The organism is Flavobacterium johnsoniae (genome assembly GCF_001879205.1).
Classification (GTDB): Bacteria; Bacteroidota; Bacteroidia; order Flavobacteriales; family Flavobacteriaceae; genus Flavobacterium; species Flavobacterium johnsoniae_A.
Window position 1 is genome coordinate 285,795 of the sequence record NZ_MLFK01000010.1, and the last position, 19,080, is coordinate 304,874.

Genomic DNA, 19,080 nt, shown 5'->3' on the forward strand with positions numbered 1-19,080 from the left:
GATTTATAATTTTAAAGTTGCTCCGAAACTGAACGTTCTCGAAGTTGGATAAGCAGCGTAATCAATACCAATAGACTGGTTTCCTCCGTTTGGTTTCGGGCTGTTAATTAATGGGTCAAATCCTGAGTAATTTGTTATTGTAATCAGGTTATTTCCTGTTAGATAAAGTGTTAGTCCGTTTAACCAGTTCACTCCTTTTAAGTCGAAATTATAACCAATACGAGCTGTATTTAATCGGATAAAATCAGATTTTTCTAAGAAAAGAGTCGACAAAATTGGCGAGTTTGTTGGGTTTGCTCCAGACTCATAGTAATTTGTCGCAACGTTTCTGTCAGAAGCCAGGTTGTTGATATTTAAGGCATTTAACCCTGTATTATTCAGCAGATAACCTCCTGTCTGTCCAATGATTGAGAATGAAAACGTAAAGTTTTTATATCTCATGTCACTATTAATTCCGTAATAAAAAGTTGGTAAAGCTCCTTCAATGATAACTCTGTCGCTGTTATCAATTTTACCGTCACCATTTTGATCTTTAAAGATGTTTCCTCCTTTTTCATCAAAACCAATATGCTGTAATAAATAGAATGAACCTGCTGCATAACCGCTTTTGTAAATATTAGCATTTACACCAGATTGTCCAGGACCTGAAATAGTTCCCGTTAAAATTTCTGAAATTGGTAAGTCTTTAATTTTATTGTTTAATGTTGCTCCGTTTACATCAACATTCCAGCTGAAATCCTTAGTGTCAACTAATTTTGAACCTAACATAAATTCAAAACCTTTGTTTACGATTTTACCTTGATTACTAAGGTTCATCCAAACCGTTGGTGTTGGGCTTAATAGCGGCGAAGTAACATTTAAGATTGCATCTGTAGTGGTTTTATTGAAATAATCAAGTGTTCCGTACAATTTATCTTTCCATAAACTAAAATCTAAACCTACATTGTATTGTGTTACAACTTCCCATTTTAATTCCGGATTTGGTGTTCTAACTACAGAAACCCCATTTACCAGATTTAAATCATCGTATAAATAATACCCGTCAGCACCAGATAGAGAATAACTTGCTTTTGTAATTTTATTTTCAACTTCCTGATTTCCTGTTTGTCCCCAGCTCGCTCTTAACTTTAAGTTATCTAAAGCTGTAACATTTTCTAAGAAACTTTCTTTAGAAATATTCCATCCTAAAGCAAATGAAGGAAAGTAACCGTATTTGTTATTATCACCAAAACGAGTCGAACCATCAGCTCTCATCGAAGCCGTTAAAAGGTATTTATCGTTTAAAGTATAATTCAATCTTCCAAAGTAAGACTGTAATTCGTTTTCCTGCGCATAACCGGAAAGTACAGGCAGTATTCCTTTAAATCCAGGATTGATTTCCGGTTTAATACCAACACCTTTTTCAGTAATTCCTTCAATACTAAAACTTGTTCCAGATCTTTCGAATTTTTGATAAGAGAAACCACCTAAAGCTTCAATTTTATGTTTGCCAAATGAAGTATTGTAAGTTAAATAATGCTCGATTAAGGAGTTTTTTGAGTCCAAATTATTTTGAACATACTTTCCTATTTTACTTATATCTGTAATGTTTGGATAAATAGTCGTATTTCTTTCAGATGTTGAACGATCTATACCAATGTTTAGTTTATATTCTAATCCGTTTACAATTCTAAAAGAAGTTTCAAGATTTCCTAAAACTCTCAATGTATTGGTTTGATCCTCATAAATACTCAATAAATAAGCAGGATTGTAATGCGCATTCATATTAAAGTTGGTGTAGTTTCCGTTTGCATCAAAAACTGACCTTGTTGGATTAGCCATTAAAGTATGTATAACCAATTGCCCGTTAGAACCTCCATCATCACTTGTAGGAACACCATCATCTGTAGTCTGGCTAGCCGTAAGATTCACTTTTAGTTTTAAACGTTTGTTGTCTAAAAATGATTCTGCCGCATTAATTCTACCAGAAAGACGTTTAAAATTACTATTACGGATAATCCCTTCCTGATCCATTTTTGCAATAGATGCATAATAATTTCCTGATTCTGTTTGTTTTGCAAAAGACAAAGCATTATTTGTCGTAATTGCAGATCTAAAAATCACATCCTGCCAGTCTGTGTTTCCGCCATGGTCAAATGATTTATCTTTTATCGCATTTCTATACTGACTTGCATTTAAAACGTCTAATTTATGAGCCACAGTCGAAACTCCCATATAGGAGTCAAACGTTAATGTTCCTTCGCCTTTAGAACCTTTTTTAGTTGTAACCATCACCACTCCGTTAGACCCTCTTGCTCCGTAAATAGCCGCTGCAGAAGCATCTTTTAAAACTGTAATCGATTCGATATCACTCGTATTCAAAAAGTTTAATGGATTTTTTGCTGTTGAAGATCCAAAACCCACGTTAGTTCCTGCCGGGCTGATATCATCATTTGCCAATGGCATACCATCAACAACAAATAAAGGTGTACTTCCGCTTCTGATAGATCCAACTCCACGAATGGTAACATTTACGCCGGCTCCTGGTTCACCGCTTGTACTAACAACACGAACACCTGCTACTTTTCCCTGCATTAAATTGTCTACAGATACGTTTACACCTTGTCTAAAACTAGCGGCTTCTAATTGTGTCACAGCTCCGGTAACATCTTTCTTAGCTTGTTTTCCGTAACCCACGACCAAAACTTCGTTTAATTCAGCAGTACTTGGCTCTAACTGAATAGTCATGAAACCTGTTTGTGCTGCAACCGTTTTTGTTTTATAACCTACATACGAAACTTCGATTGTTTTGCCTTCTCCAACAGAAAGTTCAAAAACTCCGTCAAAATCCGTAACTGTTGAGTTCGATGTACTGGTTTCAATTACTGTTGCACCCGGAATGGGCACTTTGTTTTCGTCAACAATTTTTCCTTTTACTCTAATTTTGTCCGCTGCTTTTACATGAACAGCTTTTGATACAGCTGCTTTCTGAATTAAAACCAATTTGCCGTTAATGTTATAATTAAAATTGGCTTTTTTAGAAAGATCACTTAAAATGGAAGCAACAGATTCTCCCGTAAAATTTACTGTATAGGTTGTATTATCAGCAATTACAGCTTGTCCGTAGCTGAATTTATAATCTGTCTGCTGACTTAATTTTGAAAAAATAGAAACAAGTGTAGCTTTTTCTATTTTATTTTCTACTTTTGATTTTTTTAATGAAGCAGTTTTACTAAAACCACTCTCAATGGTTAGTAACGATAGTACTAAAAAGATAAAACTCTTTAGATTTAAATAAGAAGGTTTAAAATACATGATTTAAGTTATTGGTTTTTTACGATACTTAATTATTAATCGCAGTTGTTCTCAGCAGCTGCTTTTTTTGTTTTTAATCCACTTTTACTATTTCGCCATAAACTTTAAATTTTAGGTTTGTGATATAATTTATTTGTTCTAAAACATTCTCTAATGCTGCGTCTTTCTTAATGAACACCGTTAAGGGAGTTGCTAATACCTGTTCATTATTATACTGAAATGAAACTCCGTATTTATATTGTAAAATGGTGATAACCTGTTTAAGTGTAGTTTGATTAAGCGTTAAATCTGTCGAATACCAATTGACCAGAAATGATTTATCAGCCAGCAGTTTTGTTAGTTTTTGTGATTCAAAAAGCGCTTCTTCATTTGGAACTAAATCTACGCTCTGCCCTTTTGAAGTCACATTTACTTTTCCGGTAACCACGATTACCTCACATTTTGATTTTGACATCTGAATGTGGAATGAAGTTCCCACAACTCTCGTTTTTACTTCACCCGAAGTAATAATAAACGGATGTTTCTTGTCTTTGGCTATTTCAAAAAAAGCATTTCCTTTTAATAAAGAAACCTTTCTTTCGCTGCCATTAAATTTTTCAGGATACTGAAATGATGAGTTTGCTGCCAGATAAATTTTCGAGCCGTCACTTAACTTGATAGATTTGGGGATCGATGACGTTTTAAATGATAATTGCTTTTCTGCGGCAATACCAGGTTTAAAGAAAAAACCTAAACCAGCAAGAAAAAGAATACTGGCAGCGGCCATGTATTTTAAATACGGATTAAACCTCTTCTTCTTTACAATTCGAAGCTGTATTCCGTTGTATATATTTTTAGAAACTTCGTCTGAATTTCCCATCGAAACCTCATCCCATTCTGCATTTTGGTATTCGCTTAAAGCGAAATTCCCCAGCAGATTTTCTTCTGCTTCTGAAGTTTTATTTCTTGAACTTTTATCGATAAGATATTCTAAACTGTGTTTGATTCTTTTTACCATAATACTTATTGTTACCTATAAGTACTGGAATCTTAAAATCGTACTATCCGCAAATATTATGAAAACATCAACAGAAAGTTATCTTAAAAATTTTGCTTAAAAAAGATAATTGGAGCCAGCCAGGCCAGATCTTTCAAGCCTTCGCGCAGTTGTTTTAATGCTGATGAAATTTGGTTTTTCACCGTTTGTTTTGAAATTCCGAGTTCCTCAGCAATCTGGTCAATTGACATATCCTGAAATTTGTACATCAATAAAACCTCTTTTCTTTTTTCCGGAAGTTTATCTAATAAAGAATAAAGCAAATCCATCAATTCAGAATCAATCGACGAAAAATTGTCGATAATGTAATCTTCAAATTTGTCTTCCATAATCGTCTTATCAAAACGATTATTCTGGTAGTGTTTAAAAATCTGGTTTTTTACTGCCCTGAATAAATAAGGCTCGATTGCATGAATGTTCAAATCATCTTTTCGTTCCCATAAATCAATAAAAACATCCTGAACAATGTTCTGCGCCAAGTCTTTATCCTGAGTCATTGTATACGAAAAAGCATTGAGCTTTTTCCAGTAGTCAGTATACGTTTTTTCAAAAATTTCAGGATTCTTCATTGGTAATTTTGGTAACATTAAGTGATGTAAAATAAGGAAATGTTATACCAATACTTTTTGCCTGAAAGTTATCTTTAAATTAAATTTGAAATACTTTTGTTTTATTAATACTACTATTTTCCGGCAGAAATGACAGTTGGTTTGCGATTTCTTTTCGTTTAGCTAACACAAAAACCAGATACCAGTTCTACTTTAGTATTCTCTAAAATACTGCATTCTCTCTTGCCGCGTCCCCACACTTTTTAATTCTAATTTCATCTAAAAATCATGAAACAAATTTTGTTTGCATTGCTTTTTGCCGGGACTGTTCAATTGAGTCAAGCGCAAAATGACAACCTAAAAATCAACCAGATACAAGTTATAGGTTCGCACAATAGTTACCGACATAATATCGAACCTGATTTGTACAATTTCATTCAGGCAAAAGACACTTCTCGCTCCTTAAAAGGTTTACAATACACACACATCAGCATTACAGAGCAGTTAAATAAAGGTTTGCGCCAGTTGGAAATTGATATTTTTGCCGATGCCAAAGGCGGAAAATATGCACATCCAAAAGGATTGGATATTGTAAAACCTCAAGAAGCTTACGATCCGGACGGATTAATGAAAAAACCAGGCTTTAAGGTTTTTCATATGCCGGATATTGATTTTAAAACTTCCTGCTATACTTTTGAAATCTGCCTTCAGGAATTAAAAAAATGGTCAGATGCAAATCCGGATCACGTTCCGGTTTTTATTACTTTGGAACCAAAAGACGGCGATGCGAATTTCTTCGGAACAAAACCGGAAGATTTTACTGCCGAAGTTTTTGATGAAGTCGATAAAGTAATCCGCAAAGAATTAGGAAAAGACAAACTCATTACGCCTGATATGGTGCGCGGAAAATACAAAACACTCGAAGAAGCGGTTTTGAACAACAACTGGCCAACGCTTAAAAAAGCAAAAGGGAAATTCCTGTTTATTCTGGATAATAATGGAGCCAAAAGAGATTTGTATGCCTTAAATCATCCGTCGCTAAAAGGACGCGCGATTTTCATTAACGCCGAACCCGGAAATCCGGAAGCTGCAACTATTTTCAGAAACAATCCTGAAGATAAGACAATTGCCGATTTGGTTAAAAAAGGCTACATCATAAGAACCAGAGCCGATGCCGATACAAAAGAAGCGAGAGCAAACGATTACACGCATTTTAATGCCGCCAAAACATCAGGCGCACAAATCATCACAACCGATTATTATCTGCCGAGTACGTTCTTTAATTCATCTTATCAAATTAAATACGATGATGGGACTTTTGTGAGGGTTGATCCGGTTAATGGTAATTAGGCTTTAGTTTTCAGTCGCAGTCACAGTTTTCAGTTTTTTAACCGCAAAGAGCACTAAGATTTACGCAAAGTTCGCAAAGCTATAATTGATAAAGCTTTGCGGATTTTGTTGCTTAAATTTGCTCACAAAGACGCAGAGTCGCAAAGATTATAAAAACTTTGCGACTCTGCGTCTTTGCGAGATTAAAAGGAAACTTTGCGTAACTCTTAGCGTTCTTTGCGGTTAATCTCTCCCGTTTTTAAATCAACTGTAAAATGATCTGCAGGAACTTCGTGCATGAATTTATTAAAGATGACAAAAAACAATTTCATTTGTTTTTGTAAAGGTTTAGAAACTTCTTCTTTAGAATCCAAAAATAGTTTTGATAAAGCTTTATATGCCGCAACCCGTTTTTCTCCAACATCGGCAAGAGCCAGTTCATCTGCGCTTCTAAAACGGTAAAAGTCGATTAAAAGATCTTTTCCTGTCCAGCTGAAATCTTCTTTTTGGAGATGGTTCTGAACTTCCGATTTAAATTCAGCTTCATTCCATTCTTTTTGGAATTTCTCTTTATTTTTTAGAATAAAATCAAAATCCTTATCCGATTGGATATTGGCCAAAACCAATAAATCTTTGGCAGAAACATTCAGAATAAAATCTTTGAAAGCAGCAGGCCAGTCATCTTTTAGAAAACGAAGGCGGACTAATTCCTTTAAATGAAAATCGGTAAAATCGTGGTAATTTTTGGTTTTCAGAATATCTATATTCCAAATGTCTTTTGCGTTCTGACTTTGTAAAAACTGATATTCCATTTTATACAAATCAAAAAGTTCATCAAATCCCTTAACCTCATCAATTGTAATTGTCTGAATGTCGACAAGATTGTCTTTTTTAATCGTCAATAATTTATAAGCCGGAATGTAAGCCGCAAGCGAAGGTGTCTGGATATTAACCAAAGTATTTCCTTTTGCAGTTTTTCGTAATCCGGTATCGTTGATGTGCATGTGGCCTCCAAAATGAATTTTTAAGCCTGCATCGGCAAAAACCTGCGCTACTTCTTCAACGGGAACACGGTTTAACTGCCATTTATTAGAGCCTAATAATTCTTTAATTTCCGCGGAAGCGTCATCATTAAAATCAATCATAGGAAAATGGCTGAAAGCAACTAAAGTTTTACCGCGAAGTTTGGCTTCCGCCGAAATATCCTGAACCCATTTTATAAGATGTTTTTTGTTGGAAAGCACATTATTATAGCCTGTACTTGCTTCTGAATAATTTTTAGAATCTTTTGGATCGCCATCGGTTTTCTTCGGGATATAAACATTTCCGTCAATTGCCATAAGCCAGAGTCCGTCTATTGGTTCAACGACATAACTTACATCCGGAACTTCAAATCCGGGCGCAACATTGTAAACTCTTTTGTGTAATTGTGAAGCTTCAACGGCTTTTTTGTAACTGTAGTTTTGGGAATTAAAACCGGCAAAAGGAGTCGACCAGAATTTGTATTTTTTATTAGGATAAAAACCAAAGTTTTCCAGTTCATTAGTTATGCCTAAATAACCCATTTTAGCAATATCGGCTGTTATGACAACTGGCTGTTCGATATTCATGTTTGGCTTATACATGCCGTCTTTGCTAAAAATGGGTTGGCTCTTTCCTTGCTTACCTAAAAAATCTTCTTTACCCGATTCCTGAGCAAATGGTCCAACCGGATCATGATTTCCGGTGGTTATAAAAAACTCAATACCGTATTTTTTTTGGTACTGATCTAAAATTTTCTTTAATCCGCGCACGTGTATCGGCTGTCCGTCATCGGTATAATCACCCGGAAGTGCCACGTATTTTATTTTTCTTTTTGCAATATCTTCAAGAGCGGCAATGAAGGCAAAATAATTTTCATTGAAAATTCTCGTCGAATGTAACTGCGAGGCCATCGTTCTTATTAACGTATATTTTCCGGTTTTGGTATTCCAAATACCTTTAAAATCATTATCACAAAACGTACCAAATAAATCCTGAAGATGAACATCAGATAAAAAAGCAACCTGAACGCCTTCTAAATTCTTCTGATTTTGGGCAGAAATTGTACAAGTGAAAAAAAATATAATGAGTGTAATTAAGGGGGAGGTAAACTTTAAATTCATAGTTTGCAGGCTTTTACAAAATGGGGAATTCATTAAAAATGCTTGATGCTTTTAATAAGCTGCAATTTTATCAATTTAAAGCCAAAATCAGTTTATGGTATTGTTACGGTATGATAATGTTTTGTAATTTTGATTGAATACGAAGCTGTAGATTCCAATATTTAAAACCAAATAAAAATGACCGAATATCAGGGTTTGATACATCACCTTCAAAAGAGGATACCGCTTTCTGAAGAAGAGCTTAATGAATTCATCTCTGAATTTAAAATTACAAAGGTTAAAAAAAGACAATTTATAGTCCAGCCTGATTTTACAGCAAAATACAGAAGTTATGTAGTAAAAGGCGCTTTAAGAGCCTATGTGACAGATGATGACGGTCATGAACATACAATTGCCTTTGCAATTGAAGACTGGTGGATTTCAGACTATAACAGTTATATTTATCAACAGCCGGCAACAATGTTTGTTATGGCTTTAGAAGATTCTGTCTTATTACAGCTGGATTTTGAATCTGAAACAAAATTAAAAGAAGCAAATCCAAAATTTGAAACTTTTTTTCGCATAACTGCAGAACGTACTGCCGCTTTTTTCCAACGCCGCATTATTACAAATCTGACTTCTTCTGCAGAAGAGCGTTATGACAGTTTTACAACTCAATTTCCTTTAATAGCAAAACGTGTACCTCAGTATGCCCTGGCCTCTTATCTGGGAATGACAACCGAATTTCTTTCAAAAATAAAAAACAGCCGATTGAAAAAAAGTTAATCTGGTTCAACCTTTTTTCATAATCTACTTCATTTTTAAACTTTTTGTACTGCCTGATCTTTGTAAAGTAATTTTAAATACAAAGAGAAATGGAAACAACTAAAAAAACCGCACTTGTTGTGGGTGCAAATGGTGTTATAGGAAAAAATCTTATTGATTATCTTTTATCTGTAAAAAACTGGGAAGTTATTGGATTATCCAGAAAAGAAGGCCATAACAAACCTAATCTGAAATACATTCCAGTTGATTTACTTGATTTAGAAAACAGTAAGAAACAATTATCAGATCTTCACAACATTACTCATATATTTTATACCGCCTATCAGGATCGTCCGTCATGGTCTGAGCTTGCAGAGCCTAACCTTACCATGCTGAAAAATGTGGTCGAAATAATTGAACCTCTTTCTAAAAATCTAGAACACATTAGTTTAATGCAGGGGTATAAAGTTTACGGAGCACATCTGGGACCTTTTAAAACTCCTGCAAAAGAAACTGATGCAGGCCATATGCCGCCAGAATTCAACATAGACCAACAACAATATTTGGAAAAAAAGAAGCAGGGAAAAAACTGGAATTGGAGCGCTGTCCGTCCATCGGTTGTTGGTGGCACAGCAGTTGGAAATCCAATGAATCTGGCACTTTTAATTGCCGTATATGCTTCAATTTCTAAAGAACTCAATCTCCCGCTTCGATTTCCCGGAAAAGCTGGAGCTTATGATAAACTTATGGAAATGACTGACGCCGGGTTACTAGCAAAAGCAACGGTTTGGGCAGCAACAAATCCGCAATGTGCTAATCAGGCTTTTAATATCTCAAATGGCGATTTGTTTCGATGGTCAGAACTTTGGCCAAAAATTGCTTCTTATTTTGAGATTCCAGCTGCACCGCCTCTGCAGATGGAATTAAAAACGGTCATGGCTGATAAAAATAATTTATGGCAAAACATGCAGGAAAAATACAATTTGGAAAAACATGATTATGAAAAATTGGCCGGCTGGGGTTTTGGAGATTTTGTTTTTTCCTGGGATTATGATTTTTTCGCAGATGGAACCAAAGCCAGACGCCTGGGATTTTATGAATTTATAGATACTGAGGAAATGTTTTTTGGTCTTTTTGATAAGCTGCGTCAGGAAAAGATTATTCCTTAAATAAAAAAAGGCTGTCAGAGATGACAGCCTTTCATTACATTAAAACCTAAAATTTAATGTATAAAAAACCATTATGGCAAATGGTTTAATTTACTTTTTTATAAAACGCCTTACCGTTTTCACTCCGTCTTTTTCAACTAAAATCAAATAAACACCACTTTTTAAACCTGCTACATCAATACTGTTGTTATTTGCTTTTTGACTGGAAATGGTGGCACCATCCTGAGAATTTATAATGCTCACATTACCTCCTGAAACTTCTGCAGAAAAGAAAAGAGTATCTTCTGACGGATTTGGGTAAACAGTCAGGCTTTCAATTTTATCTGTCGAAGCCGATTTAGCCGTTAAAGCTGAACCTGATTTTGTGATTCTGAACCAATTTAAATTCACACCCGAATTTTGAATGTAGATTCCGAAGTTATATGTTCCGGCATTTACATTTACCGTTTGAGAAACAGTCTGCCAGTTCTGCCATCCTCCTGTATTGGGTACATTTACAGCCCCTAATTGAATTGTTCCGGCATTTAAATCAGATGATAATCTTGCTCCCGAAACTGCACTTGCTACCCTGTATTCAATTACATAATTTCCTGAAGTTGGAAAATTAATATTATAATATGCCATCCAGTCTCCTGTATCACAATATCCAACATTTAATCCTCCGCCGGTATCTGTAGTCGCTTCTGTCTGAACGCCGCTCATCGTATTGTAATTCTCTGCTTGGATTAAAGTACCTGTTCCCGGAGGATTACTTCCTGTAATTACCTGATTAATGGCTGTTAATAAAGATTTTGCACCTGTGGCGTCTTGCGATAATTCCCAAATCATAACGCCGCCCGCATTTTGAATGGCGAATGTTGTTTTGGCTTTGATAGTTGGAATTCCGTTATAATAAATCGTATTGCCTACCTGATCCAGATTTTCTGCTCCCGGATACTGGTTTACGATATTTGCATAAGAAATTCCCTGATTGGCCGAAGCTCCAAAACCATATCCATAAAACGGAAGTCCAATAATGGCTTTGCTTGCCGGTAATCCCCTCCCTGTCCAGTAATTAAACTGATTAACAGCCATACTATACGGTGAATGCTGTCCCGGATTTCCCGGAGCCCATGGCCCTGTCGCATCGTATGCCATGATATTGATCCAGTCATAAGCCGCAAAAGTAGATGCTGGTACATTAGCACCACCATATCCTTCTGAAAGCGCTGCCGAAATCAATTTTCCATTAGCATGCAGTTTATTCGCAAGAGCAATTACAAATCCTCCATAATCGCCATTAATAGCCGGGCCTTCTAAATCTACATCGACTCCGTCAAAGTTATGCGCTACCACATAATCATAGATTTTTTGAATAAAAGCCGTTCTGTTTGCAGGCGTAATCAAATTAAAATAATTGTCGCGAATTGGTCCGCCCTCTGAAACAGAACCTCCGCCAAGCGAAACAAAAACTTTAATGTTTTGGGCATGCGCCGCGTTGATGATCGTATTGCTTCCGGAATTAAAACTTAAATAACCATTGGCATCGGGGTTTTCAAACGCAATATTAATGTGCGTTAATTTGCTGTACTGAATTGTACCTGATAAAGCGTTTAAATCAACCCAGTTCGGGATGTACGCTATTACTTTTTTCTGGGCAGACACTAAATTAAAAATACCCAAAACTAAAATAATCATGCATTTCTGCAGCATTCTTCTGTAATTGTTTTTCATAATAATTGTTTTAATAGATTAATAAACTCGTAAATAGTGGGGACGGTTTTTTGAGTTGTACTTTTTTAGTCCCGATCCCGAAACCTCGGGACGGGATAGATTTCAGTCTTTAGATTTTAGATTTGATCGCGGTGCAATCAAATTTTGCAGAACTAACAACTACTCCATTATTATCTAAAATCTAAAGCCTAAAATCAGTTTTTAAAACTATTTTTTGATAAAACGTTTGATCGTCTGTTTTCCATCTTTCTCAAAAACAATCAAATAGATTCCTTTTGTTAAATGCGAAACATCGATACTGCTTCCATTGATTTTTTTCGATAAAACCGCATTTCCAGACTGTGCATCTACGATTTTTACATTTCCTCCAGAAAGGTCTGTCGTGGTAAACAAGGTGCTTTCAACCGGACTTGGATAAATGTTTAAAACGGTTTCTGCAGGTGCTTCTTCTTCTGTTTGAACCAAAGCCGATTTAGCCGCTAATCCTGCACCCGTTTTTGTGATTTTTATCCAGTTGATGTTCATTCCGGTATTCTGAATATAAATTCCGAAATTGTATGTTCCTGCGTTTACGTTTACCGTTTGCGAAACCGTCTGCCAGTTTTGCCAGCCTCCTGTATTCGGAATGTCTACATTTCCTAAAACAATAGTTCCGCCGTTTAAATCAGATGATAATCTGCCGCCTGTTACGGCACTTGCTACTCGGTATTCAATTAAATAAGAACCCGTTGTTGGGAAATTGATGCTGTTATAGGCTAACCAGTCTCCTGTTTCAGTATATCCCACATTTGATCCTCCGCCGGTATCTGTTGTAGCTTCAACCTGAATACCGTTCATGGCAGAATAATCTTCGGCCTGAATTAAAACGGAAGTTTGAGAAGAAGTCGCAGGAACCAGTTTCCATTGTCCGCAGGTTTGGTTATTATTATCCCATTGCTGTACAATAGCGCCGGAAGCCGTGCTTGCTCCGGCAACCTCAACAATTCTGCCGCTGTGTCTGGCTACAATTTTATAAAATCCATCGCCTGTAGAAACTAATACAAACTGCTGGTTTGTGGTCGCATTATACGGATACTGCTCCACTCGCGCGCCATTGGCTTTATTGAAATTATTCACGTCCAAAGATTGTCCGCTGTGATTGGCTATGATTTTATATAAGCCGTCGCCTAAATGCGTAAACGTAAATTTCTGGTTGTTACCTGAATTTAAAGCGCCCTGATTAATTCCTGCTCCGTTTGATAAACTCGAGTTCCATACATCCATATACAAACCGCTGTTTCTGTTTTGTAAAAAGAAAGTCTGGTTTCCTAAAGTTGTCGTTCCGTTTGCTAAAATCCTGATCGAAGTTACCTTGTCATTCCACGTTGTATTTAAACAAGAATTATCAGAATTAATTACAGTTGAAGCTCCTGTAAAATTATCATCCTGATACAAAATTGCCTGATAACCCTGCGTAATTTTCAGCGACGAAATATCATCGTTTAAAACACCTAAAGAATTTAAACGCGCCAGATTATAATCGCCAATTGTCAATCCGCCGGAGAAACCTGCATAGTTGCAGTCTTTATAGACCGTAACAACATCTGTAGAAGCCGGAACGGAAGGAACTGTTCCTGCATAACCTCCAAAAACAGCAATTACCTTTGTAGGCTGCGGCGAATGAAGAGAGGGCGACTGATCTGCCACATCATCATAAGCAAATCCATAAGCCAGATTATCAACGCTTATTCCTGGTAAATGCCAGAATTTAGAGTAATGATTTGTTGGGTTTACCTGATAATATTTGGATGCATCGTACCAGTTTTGCTGTCCCGGATTTGGAGTGGTAACATTTACCACGTGACGGTTAATCGCGGCCGTTAACTGCGCCTGAATGACAAGATCCAGATCACCATCGACTAATCTTCTGTCCAGAACACCTTTTCCTTCAAGGGCTTCCTGAGTGGTCGGACGATTTTGAACTCTTCCGGTACGGCCGACAAATCCGCCGGACTGGCCAACCATTTCAAGCTGTTCGCCAATAACTCTTCCTTTAAAAACTCCGGCATCTCCTGCATAAAAGATCAAATCTTCGTTTTTGTATTTGTTCCAAATGGCATCGATATAGGATTTTAAATAATTAGCCTGTGGTCCAGCTGTCGTTCCGCCGCTTCCATCGGCGAAAGCTGCCGTTTTAGAAGGAGCTGTAATTTCACCAGTTGTATTATTCACGCAACCCTGAAATTCTGCCGGAACATTGGCTTTAAAAGCGGCCACGATATCAGCATGTTTTTTTAGATCGCCCACTTTCTTTTGGTAGCCATTTGCACCAAATAATTCCAATCCCATTGGGTATTTATACGAATCTACCCGTGTTGGATTTCCAAAGAAACCATACTGATTATTAGTCAATTCGATGATTTCATATAAAATTCCCTGATTCGGATCTGTTGCATTCAGCGGATTTGGCGATGTATATCCTGAAGGAGCTCCATTTGCACCAAAAAAGTAGAAATACAACTGCTGGCCTCTCGAAATAAAAACCCTGCATCCAGCGATTAAAGGCAGTGTGAAGGTTTTATTTGGAATTTCACTCAGTTTGGTAAAACAAGCCGCGTATTTTGAGTTTTGCCCCGGTCCGGTATTTCCGCCAATTGTAGGTCCGGTAATGGTGTTATACGAAGAACTCATTGGCAAAACCTGACTTGTTTTGGCATTTACCCAGACGTGATTTCCGGTTGTATAATCGATACCCACAATGGCTACATACAATTCGTTATCATTAAAGGGCGAAGTATTACTTATGATAAAAGGAATGGCTCCCTGCCCATACATAAGATTTGAAAACACCAAGAACAGTGCTGTCAGGAGAGAAAATCGTTGAAGTTTATTTTTTTTCATATCTAAATAATTTTGGGGGTTACATAAATAGATTCTATCCAAAGCCTTTTCTAATTCACGACTTTGTATTATTAATCCGTCAGGGTGTAATTATTGGTGCTATCCTTTAAATTTAATTCCAGCTTATTTATGAGAAGGTTTGTCGTTAAACAAATTACACCCGACGGATTTTTAATTACTGCTTAATCAATTTTTTTGTCCAGCTTTTTTGATCTGATTTGAAATTCAGGATATAAATTCCTTTGGTCAGTCTGCTGATATCAATTACGCTTTCAACTGCTCCTGCCTGCGGTTTATTCTGAAGCACCGGTGCTCCTGAATTGTCATAAATCGTAATGATTTTATTGTCCAGGTTTTCTGGCACTGTAACCTGAATATAACTGCGCGCCGGGTTTGGATAAACTGCAAAAACGGTTTCTTCTGCCTGAACTTCTTCTACAGCATTACTGGCTTTCTTCGCCGTTGATGCTGAACCGTAAGCCTCAATTTCAAATAGAGAATATCCGTAAGGAGCCAGCGCTTTTGCCGTACATAAAATTCGAAGGTATCTTCCTGTTCCGCTTACAGTTAGATCATCAGTACCTCCATCACTGGCCGTTTGTGTACTGATTGTTTCGTTTTCGGTAAAAACAGTATCAGTCGAAAGCTGTACTTTGTATTGCGTTGCAAAAGCAGCCTCCCATTTTAACACCACTCTATTCAGGTTATAATTGCTTCCCAAATCCACATAAATCCATTCTGTGGCATTTGCAAAACTGCTTGCCCAGCGTGTTCCTGCGTCGCCGTCTGTGGCTTTCGCCGATGAATATGTTGCATTTTCTTCTGTAGAAGCTGTCGCTGTTTTGGCTAAAGCCAGATTAACATTGGGATTTACTGTAATAGTTCGAACCGTAACATCACTGAAAACTCCGGCTGCCAAAGTTCCGTTTGCGTGAGAAGTAACTGCCATTCCCACATAAATGGTATTTGCCATTGCAATTGTTTTTGGCGTTCCAATTTGTGTCCACGTTGTTCCGTTGTCAGATGAATAAGAAGTAAATGTATTTCCAGATCTTACCAGGCGAACCCATTTTGGTGCTGTTCCTGCTGCAGCCTGAGCTGTTGTTATTCCCGAAGTTGCTTCTCTGGATAAAAATTCAATCCCTGCAGCCGCTGTGATATCGGTCATGGCATGTTTAGAAGTCGGCGTAAGCGTTTCTCTAAACATTACTCCCGCTTTTGCATAGGTATTGGTATTGGTCAATGAATTTACTTTGGCGATAATCTCGGCATCACCCGTAATAGATTGGTTTACAAATTGGAATTGATCACTTGTTTCCCAAATATCTGTTCCTGAACCTTTAATTGTAAAAGTGCCGCTGGCATGTGCTGCTTCTCCTGCAGGTGTTACCGCACCCAAATCTGTACTAATCCAAGGAGAAGGCAGTCCAGCCGGCGGATTTTCTGTAGAAACTAAATTTAAAGCTCTTAGATTATCAAAATAATACGTGTTTCCTGAATTGGTTCCCGGTTCAAACAAGAAAACAAAACGGTTTACCTCGCTGTCTAGAGTCGAAGCATCTGGCGTGCTTACGTAGGTAAAAGTGATAGTGTGCCATGTATTGGTTTGTTTGACAACACCCTGATAAATACTATGTCTTCCAACAGGATAATTGGCCGGAACCGAAGCACTGCTTTCTGCCTGCCATGAAATAATAGATCCAACGGGAGCTGAAGTGTAAACATCCATGGCGAATTTTTTAGTGCCGGCTTTAAAATCTCCAATATTAGTTAAAGCGGTATTGAAAGAGAAATTATCATACAATTCTGTTGATTTTCTCAGGTATTTTCCAACATTCGAAGAAGTATTAATTCCCGTAGCACTTGGATTTGCTGTGTTTGGCGTATACGTTCCAATAGCATCTCTAAAGGTAATATTGTGCGTGTTTTGATAATCTTCGTACACAACTCCAGGTGTAAAAGTATCCGGAAGTTTAGTCGAACCAATTCTGATATTATCGAAATAATAGGTATCGTTTGTATAAGAACCTGAATTAAATAATAAAACCATTTGGTTCACCGCCAGGTTTGAAGTTCCCGCATCCGGACTTGAGTTGTAATAAAAAGTCAGTGTTTCCCATTGATTTTGTTTCGTCGTGATGGCAACGTAATTACTGTTTCTTCCCGTTGGATAATTGGCCGGAAGCGATGTGGCGCTATTTTCTAAATTCAGGCTTACAACCGTACCAATTGGTGCAGAAGCATACACATCGATCAGAATTTTATTGGTCTGATTTTTTAGCAAACCGGCATCTTCGATCGTGCTTTGGGTATTAAAGAAAATAACATCGTACTGCTCTGTTACGTTTCTAACGTACTTCGCCACATTCGCGGAAGCGTTAACCGAATTTGAACCCGGATTGGCCGCAACAGAATATACTCCTGTTGTTGTTCCTTTTATGATTTTATTGATGCCGTCGTAGTTCTGCAAAACATCAGTAGCAATAATTGGTTTTTCCGGTGCTGCTCTTGTCAGCAGATTATCAAAATAATAGACGGCACCCGAATTTGAATTTGATTCAAAAAGGAAAGCTATATTATTAATTGTCAATGCACTTGTGTTGGGATCGATTATTTTTTCGAACTCAAATTCAATTGGTTTCCCATTTGTTCTGAACCGTTGTTGTGGCTTTGTAACCACTGTGTCTTCCCGACGGATAATTCGTTGCTGTTGTTACCAGACTATTTTCTAACTGCATAGAAATTTTAGTTCCAACAGGTGCCGAGGTATAAATATCAAAGGAAATTCTTTTTCTTCCGTAAACATAATCGTTAGCGTTTGTGATGGTTACGTTTCTAATATTCAAAACATCATATAATTCGCTTGAATTTCTAACATATTTCCCCACCAAAGCCGATGTATTAATTCCTGTTGCAGAAGGATTAGCAACGGCTTCTGTTAAAACTCCGGTTTTATTTCCGTACACAATATTTCTGTTGGATTGAAAATCCTCATGTATCTTTTCAACAGGAATAGCTGGTTCTGCTGTAACAGTAAGTTTATAGGTATTGGCGCTGCATCCGGAAGCTGCTGCAGTTACCGAAACGTCTCCGCTTGTTGTTCCCCAATTTACCGTTACCGCATTTGTTCCCTGTCCTGAAGTAATTGTCGCTCCGGCAGGAACTGACCAATTATAGGCCGCTCCGGCAATAGCATTGATCGAATAGGTTTTGCCCGTTTCATTTTGATATACTTTGGCATCTCCGGCAACGGCATATTTATAACTTCCGTCATAAACACGCACATAATCAACCTGCAGTTTTGCCGGGAAATCAGCCGGAATTGGCGGTACTCCTGCTCCATTTACACTTGTATATGGTGTTCCTGCACTACCAACAGCCAGATTTAAAATAATATAAAACTGATTATCATTAAAAGGCCATCCTCCGTTTACTGTAGTATTTGGCGTGGCCGTGTGAAATAAAACATCATCCACAAACCACTTGATAAAATTAGGTCCCCATTCTACGGCATAAACATGAAAATCAGCAGATAAATCTGTTGGCGAACTGTAACTTCTGCCCGTAAAATGGTATCCGTTTCCGTCATAATGAATCGTTCCATCTGTCGATTTAGGGTTTCTGTGTTTGGCTTCCATAATGTCAATTTCACCCGTAAACGGCCAGTTTCCTCCTACCGGAAGCATCCAGAATGCCGGCCAGGCTCCCTGTCCGCTTGATAATTTCATTCGGGCTTCAACTCTTCCGTATTTAAGTGAATACTTTCCTTCTGTGGTTAATTTTGAAGAAGCATACGGCTGATCCGGGAATGAAGCACTAGGCTCGTATTTTGCCTGAATGTTTAAGTAACTGTTCGTTCCTTCTTTTACAATTGTCGCCTGATTGGGATCATAACGCTGAGCCTCAGCATTTCCGAATCCGCAGAGCGAAGGACAGCCGTTTCCGGAAATACTCTGCCATTTGGTTAAATCGACGGTAGTTCCGTTAAATTCATCTGACCAGACGAGCGTGTTACACTGCGCCTGAACTTTCAGAAAGGGCAGTAATAAAAATAGAACTGCAATAAAAATTCGTTTTAGATAATAGAAATTGTCTTTCGGTGGTCGGCCGAAAAAAGAGTCATTTTGATTCATTTTTTTTAGTTTTTTGTTAGTAAAGCATATTCCCCAATAAAAACCTGTCTGGTAAAAAACAGGTCATTATTTAAGTAATAATCCGACAAT

General features: G+C 37.3%; 11 protein-coding genes. 3 read left to right on the plus strand and 8 right to left on the minus strand.

Annotation, left to right across the window (positions count from 1 at the left end; translation table 11 throughout):
- Window positions 1–3: 3 nt before the first annotated feature.
- The 3 genes from BKM63_RS20215 to BKM63_RS20225 form a co-directional block, all read right to left on the minus strand.
- On the minus strand, window positions 4–3,294 hold the full coding sequence (locus BKM63_RS20215; RefSeq protein WP_071638382.1) for a SusC/RagA family TonB-linked outer membrane protein: 3,291 nt from the start codon (window positions 3,292–3,294) through the stop codon (window positions 4–6).
- Window positions 3,295–3,367: 73 nt separating this feature from the next.
- Window positions 3,368–4,291 (minus strand): FecR family protein, encoded by a 924-nt coding sequence (locus BKM63_RS20220; RefSeq protein ID WP_071638383.1) that lies wholly within the window; start codon window positions 4,289–4,291, stop codon window positions 3,368–3,370.
- Window positions 4,292–4,374: 83 nt separating this feature from the next.
- Window positions 4,375–4,899 (minus strand): RNA polymerase sigma-70 factor, encoded by a 525-nt coding sequence (locus BKM63_RS20225; RefSeq protein ID WP_071638384.1) that lies wholly within the window; start codon window positions 4,897–4,899, stop codon window positions 4,375–4,377.
- Between the two features lie 267 nt (window positions 4,900–5,166).
- Here BKM63_RS20225 and BKM63_RS20230 point away from each other — a divergent pair, with 267 nt between their 5' ends.
- Window positions 5,167–6,228, plus strand: a complete 1,062-nt coding sequence (locus tag BKM63_RS20230) for a phosphatidylinositol-specific phospholipase C1-like protein (RefSeq protein ID WP_071638385.1) — start codon at window positions 5,167–5,169, stop codon at window positions 6,226–6,228.
- Window positions 6,229–6,434: 206 nt separating this feature from the next.
- Here the strand turns inward: BKM63_RS20230 and BKM63_RS20235 are convergent, their stop codons facing one another.
- Window positions 6,435–8,351 carry a metallophosphoesterase family protein gene (locus tag BKM63_RS20235; RefSeq protein WP_071638386.1) on the minus strand — a complete coding sequence of 639 codons (1,917 nt, stop codon included), beginning with the start codon at window positions 8,349–8,351 and terminating at the stop codon, window positions 6,435–6,437.
- 177 nt (window positions 8,352–8,528) lie between these two features.
- Here BKM63_RS20235 and BKM63_RS20240 point away from each other — a divergent pair, with 177 nt between their 5' ends.
- Together BKM63_RS20240 and BKM63_RS20245 are read left to right on the plus strand one after the other, a co-directional pair.
- Window positions 8,529–9,116 carry a Crp/Fnr family transcriptional regulator gene (locus BKM63_RS20240; RefSeq protein WP_071638387.1) on the plus strand — a complete coding sequence of 196 codons (588 nt, stop codon included), beginning with the start codon at window positions 8,529–8,531 and terminating at the stop codon, window positions 9,114–9,116.
- Window positions 9,117–9,205: 89 nt separating this feature from the next.
- The gene (locus BKM63_RS20245; protein ID WP_083572295.1) at window positions 9,206–10,264 is read left to right on the plus strand and encodes an SDR family oxidoreductase; all 1,059 of its coding nucleotides are present in this window, start codon (window positions 9,206–9,208) and stop codon (window positions 10,262–10,264) included.
- Window positions 10,265–10,354: 90 nt separating this feature from the next.
- On the opposite strand, the gene BKM63_RS20250 is transcribed toward BKM63_RS20245, so the two are convergent.
- From BKM63_RS20250 to BKM63_RS23995, 4 genes are all read right to left on the minus strand, one after another.
- Window positions 10,355–11,977, minus strand: coding sequence for a glycosyl hydrolase family 18 protein (locus tag BKM63_RS20250; RefSeq protein WP_071638389.1), 1,623 nt, complete (start codon window positions 11,975–11,977; stop codon window positions 10,355–10,357).
- 207 nt (window positions 11,978–12,184) lie between these two features.
- The gene (locus BKM63_RS20255; RefSeq protein WP_071638390.1) at window positions 12,185–14,857 is read right to left on the minus strand and encodes a beta-1,3-glucanase family protein; all 2,673 of its coding nucleotides are present in this window, start codon (window positions 14,855–14,857) and stop codon (window positions 12,185–12,187) included.
- A gap of 175 nt (window positions 14,858–15,032) precedes the next feature.
- Window positions 15,033–17,447 (minus strand): discoidin domain-containing protein, encoded by a 2,415-nt coding sequence (locus BKM63_RS23990; protein ID WP_242661200.1) that lies wholly within the window; start codon window positions 17,445–17,447, stop codon window positions 15,033–15,035.
- 40 nt (window positions 17,448–17,487) lie between these two features.
- Window positions 17,488–18,990, minus strand: coding sequence for a family 16 glycosylhydrolase (locus BKM63_RS23995; protein ID WP_242661201.1), 1,503 nt, complete (start codon window positions 18,988–18,990; stop codon window positions 17,488–17,490).
- Window positions 18,991–19,080 lie beyond the last annotated feature (90 nt).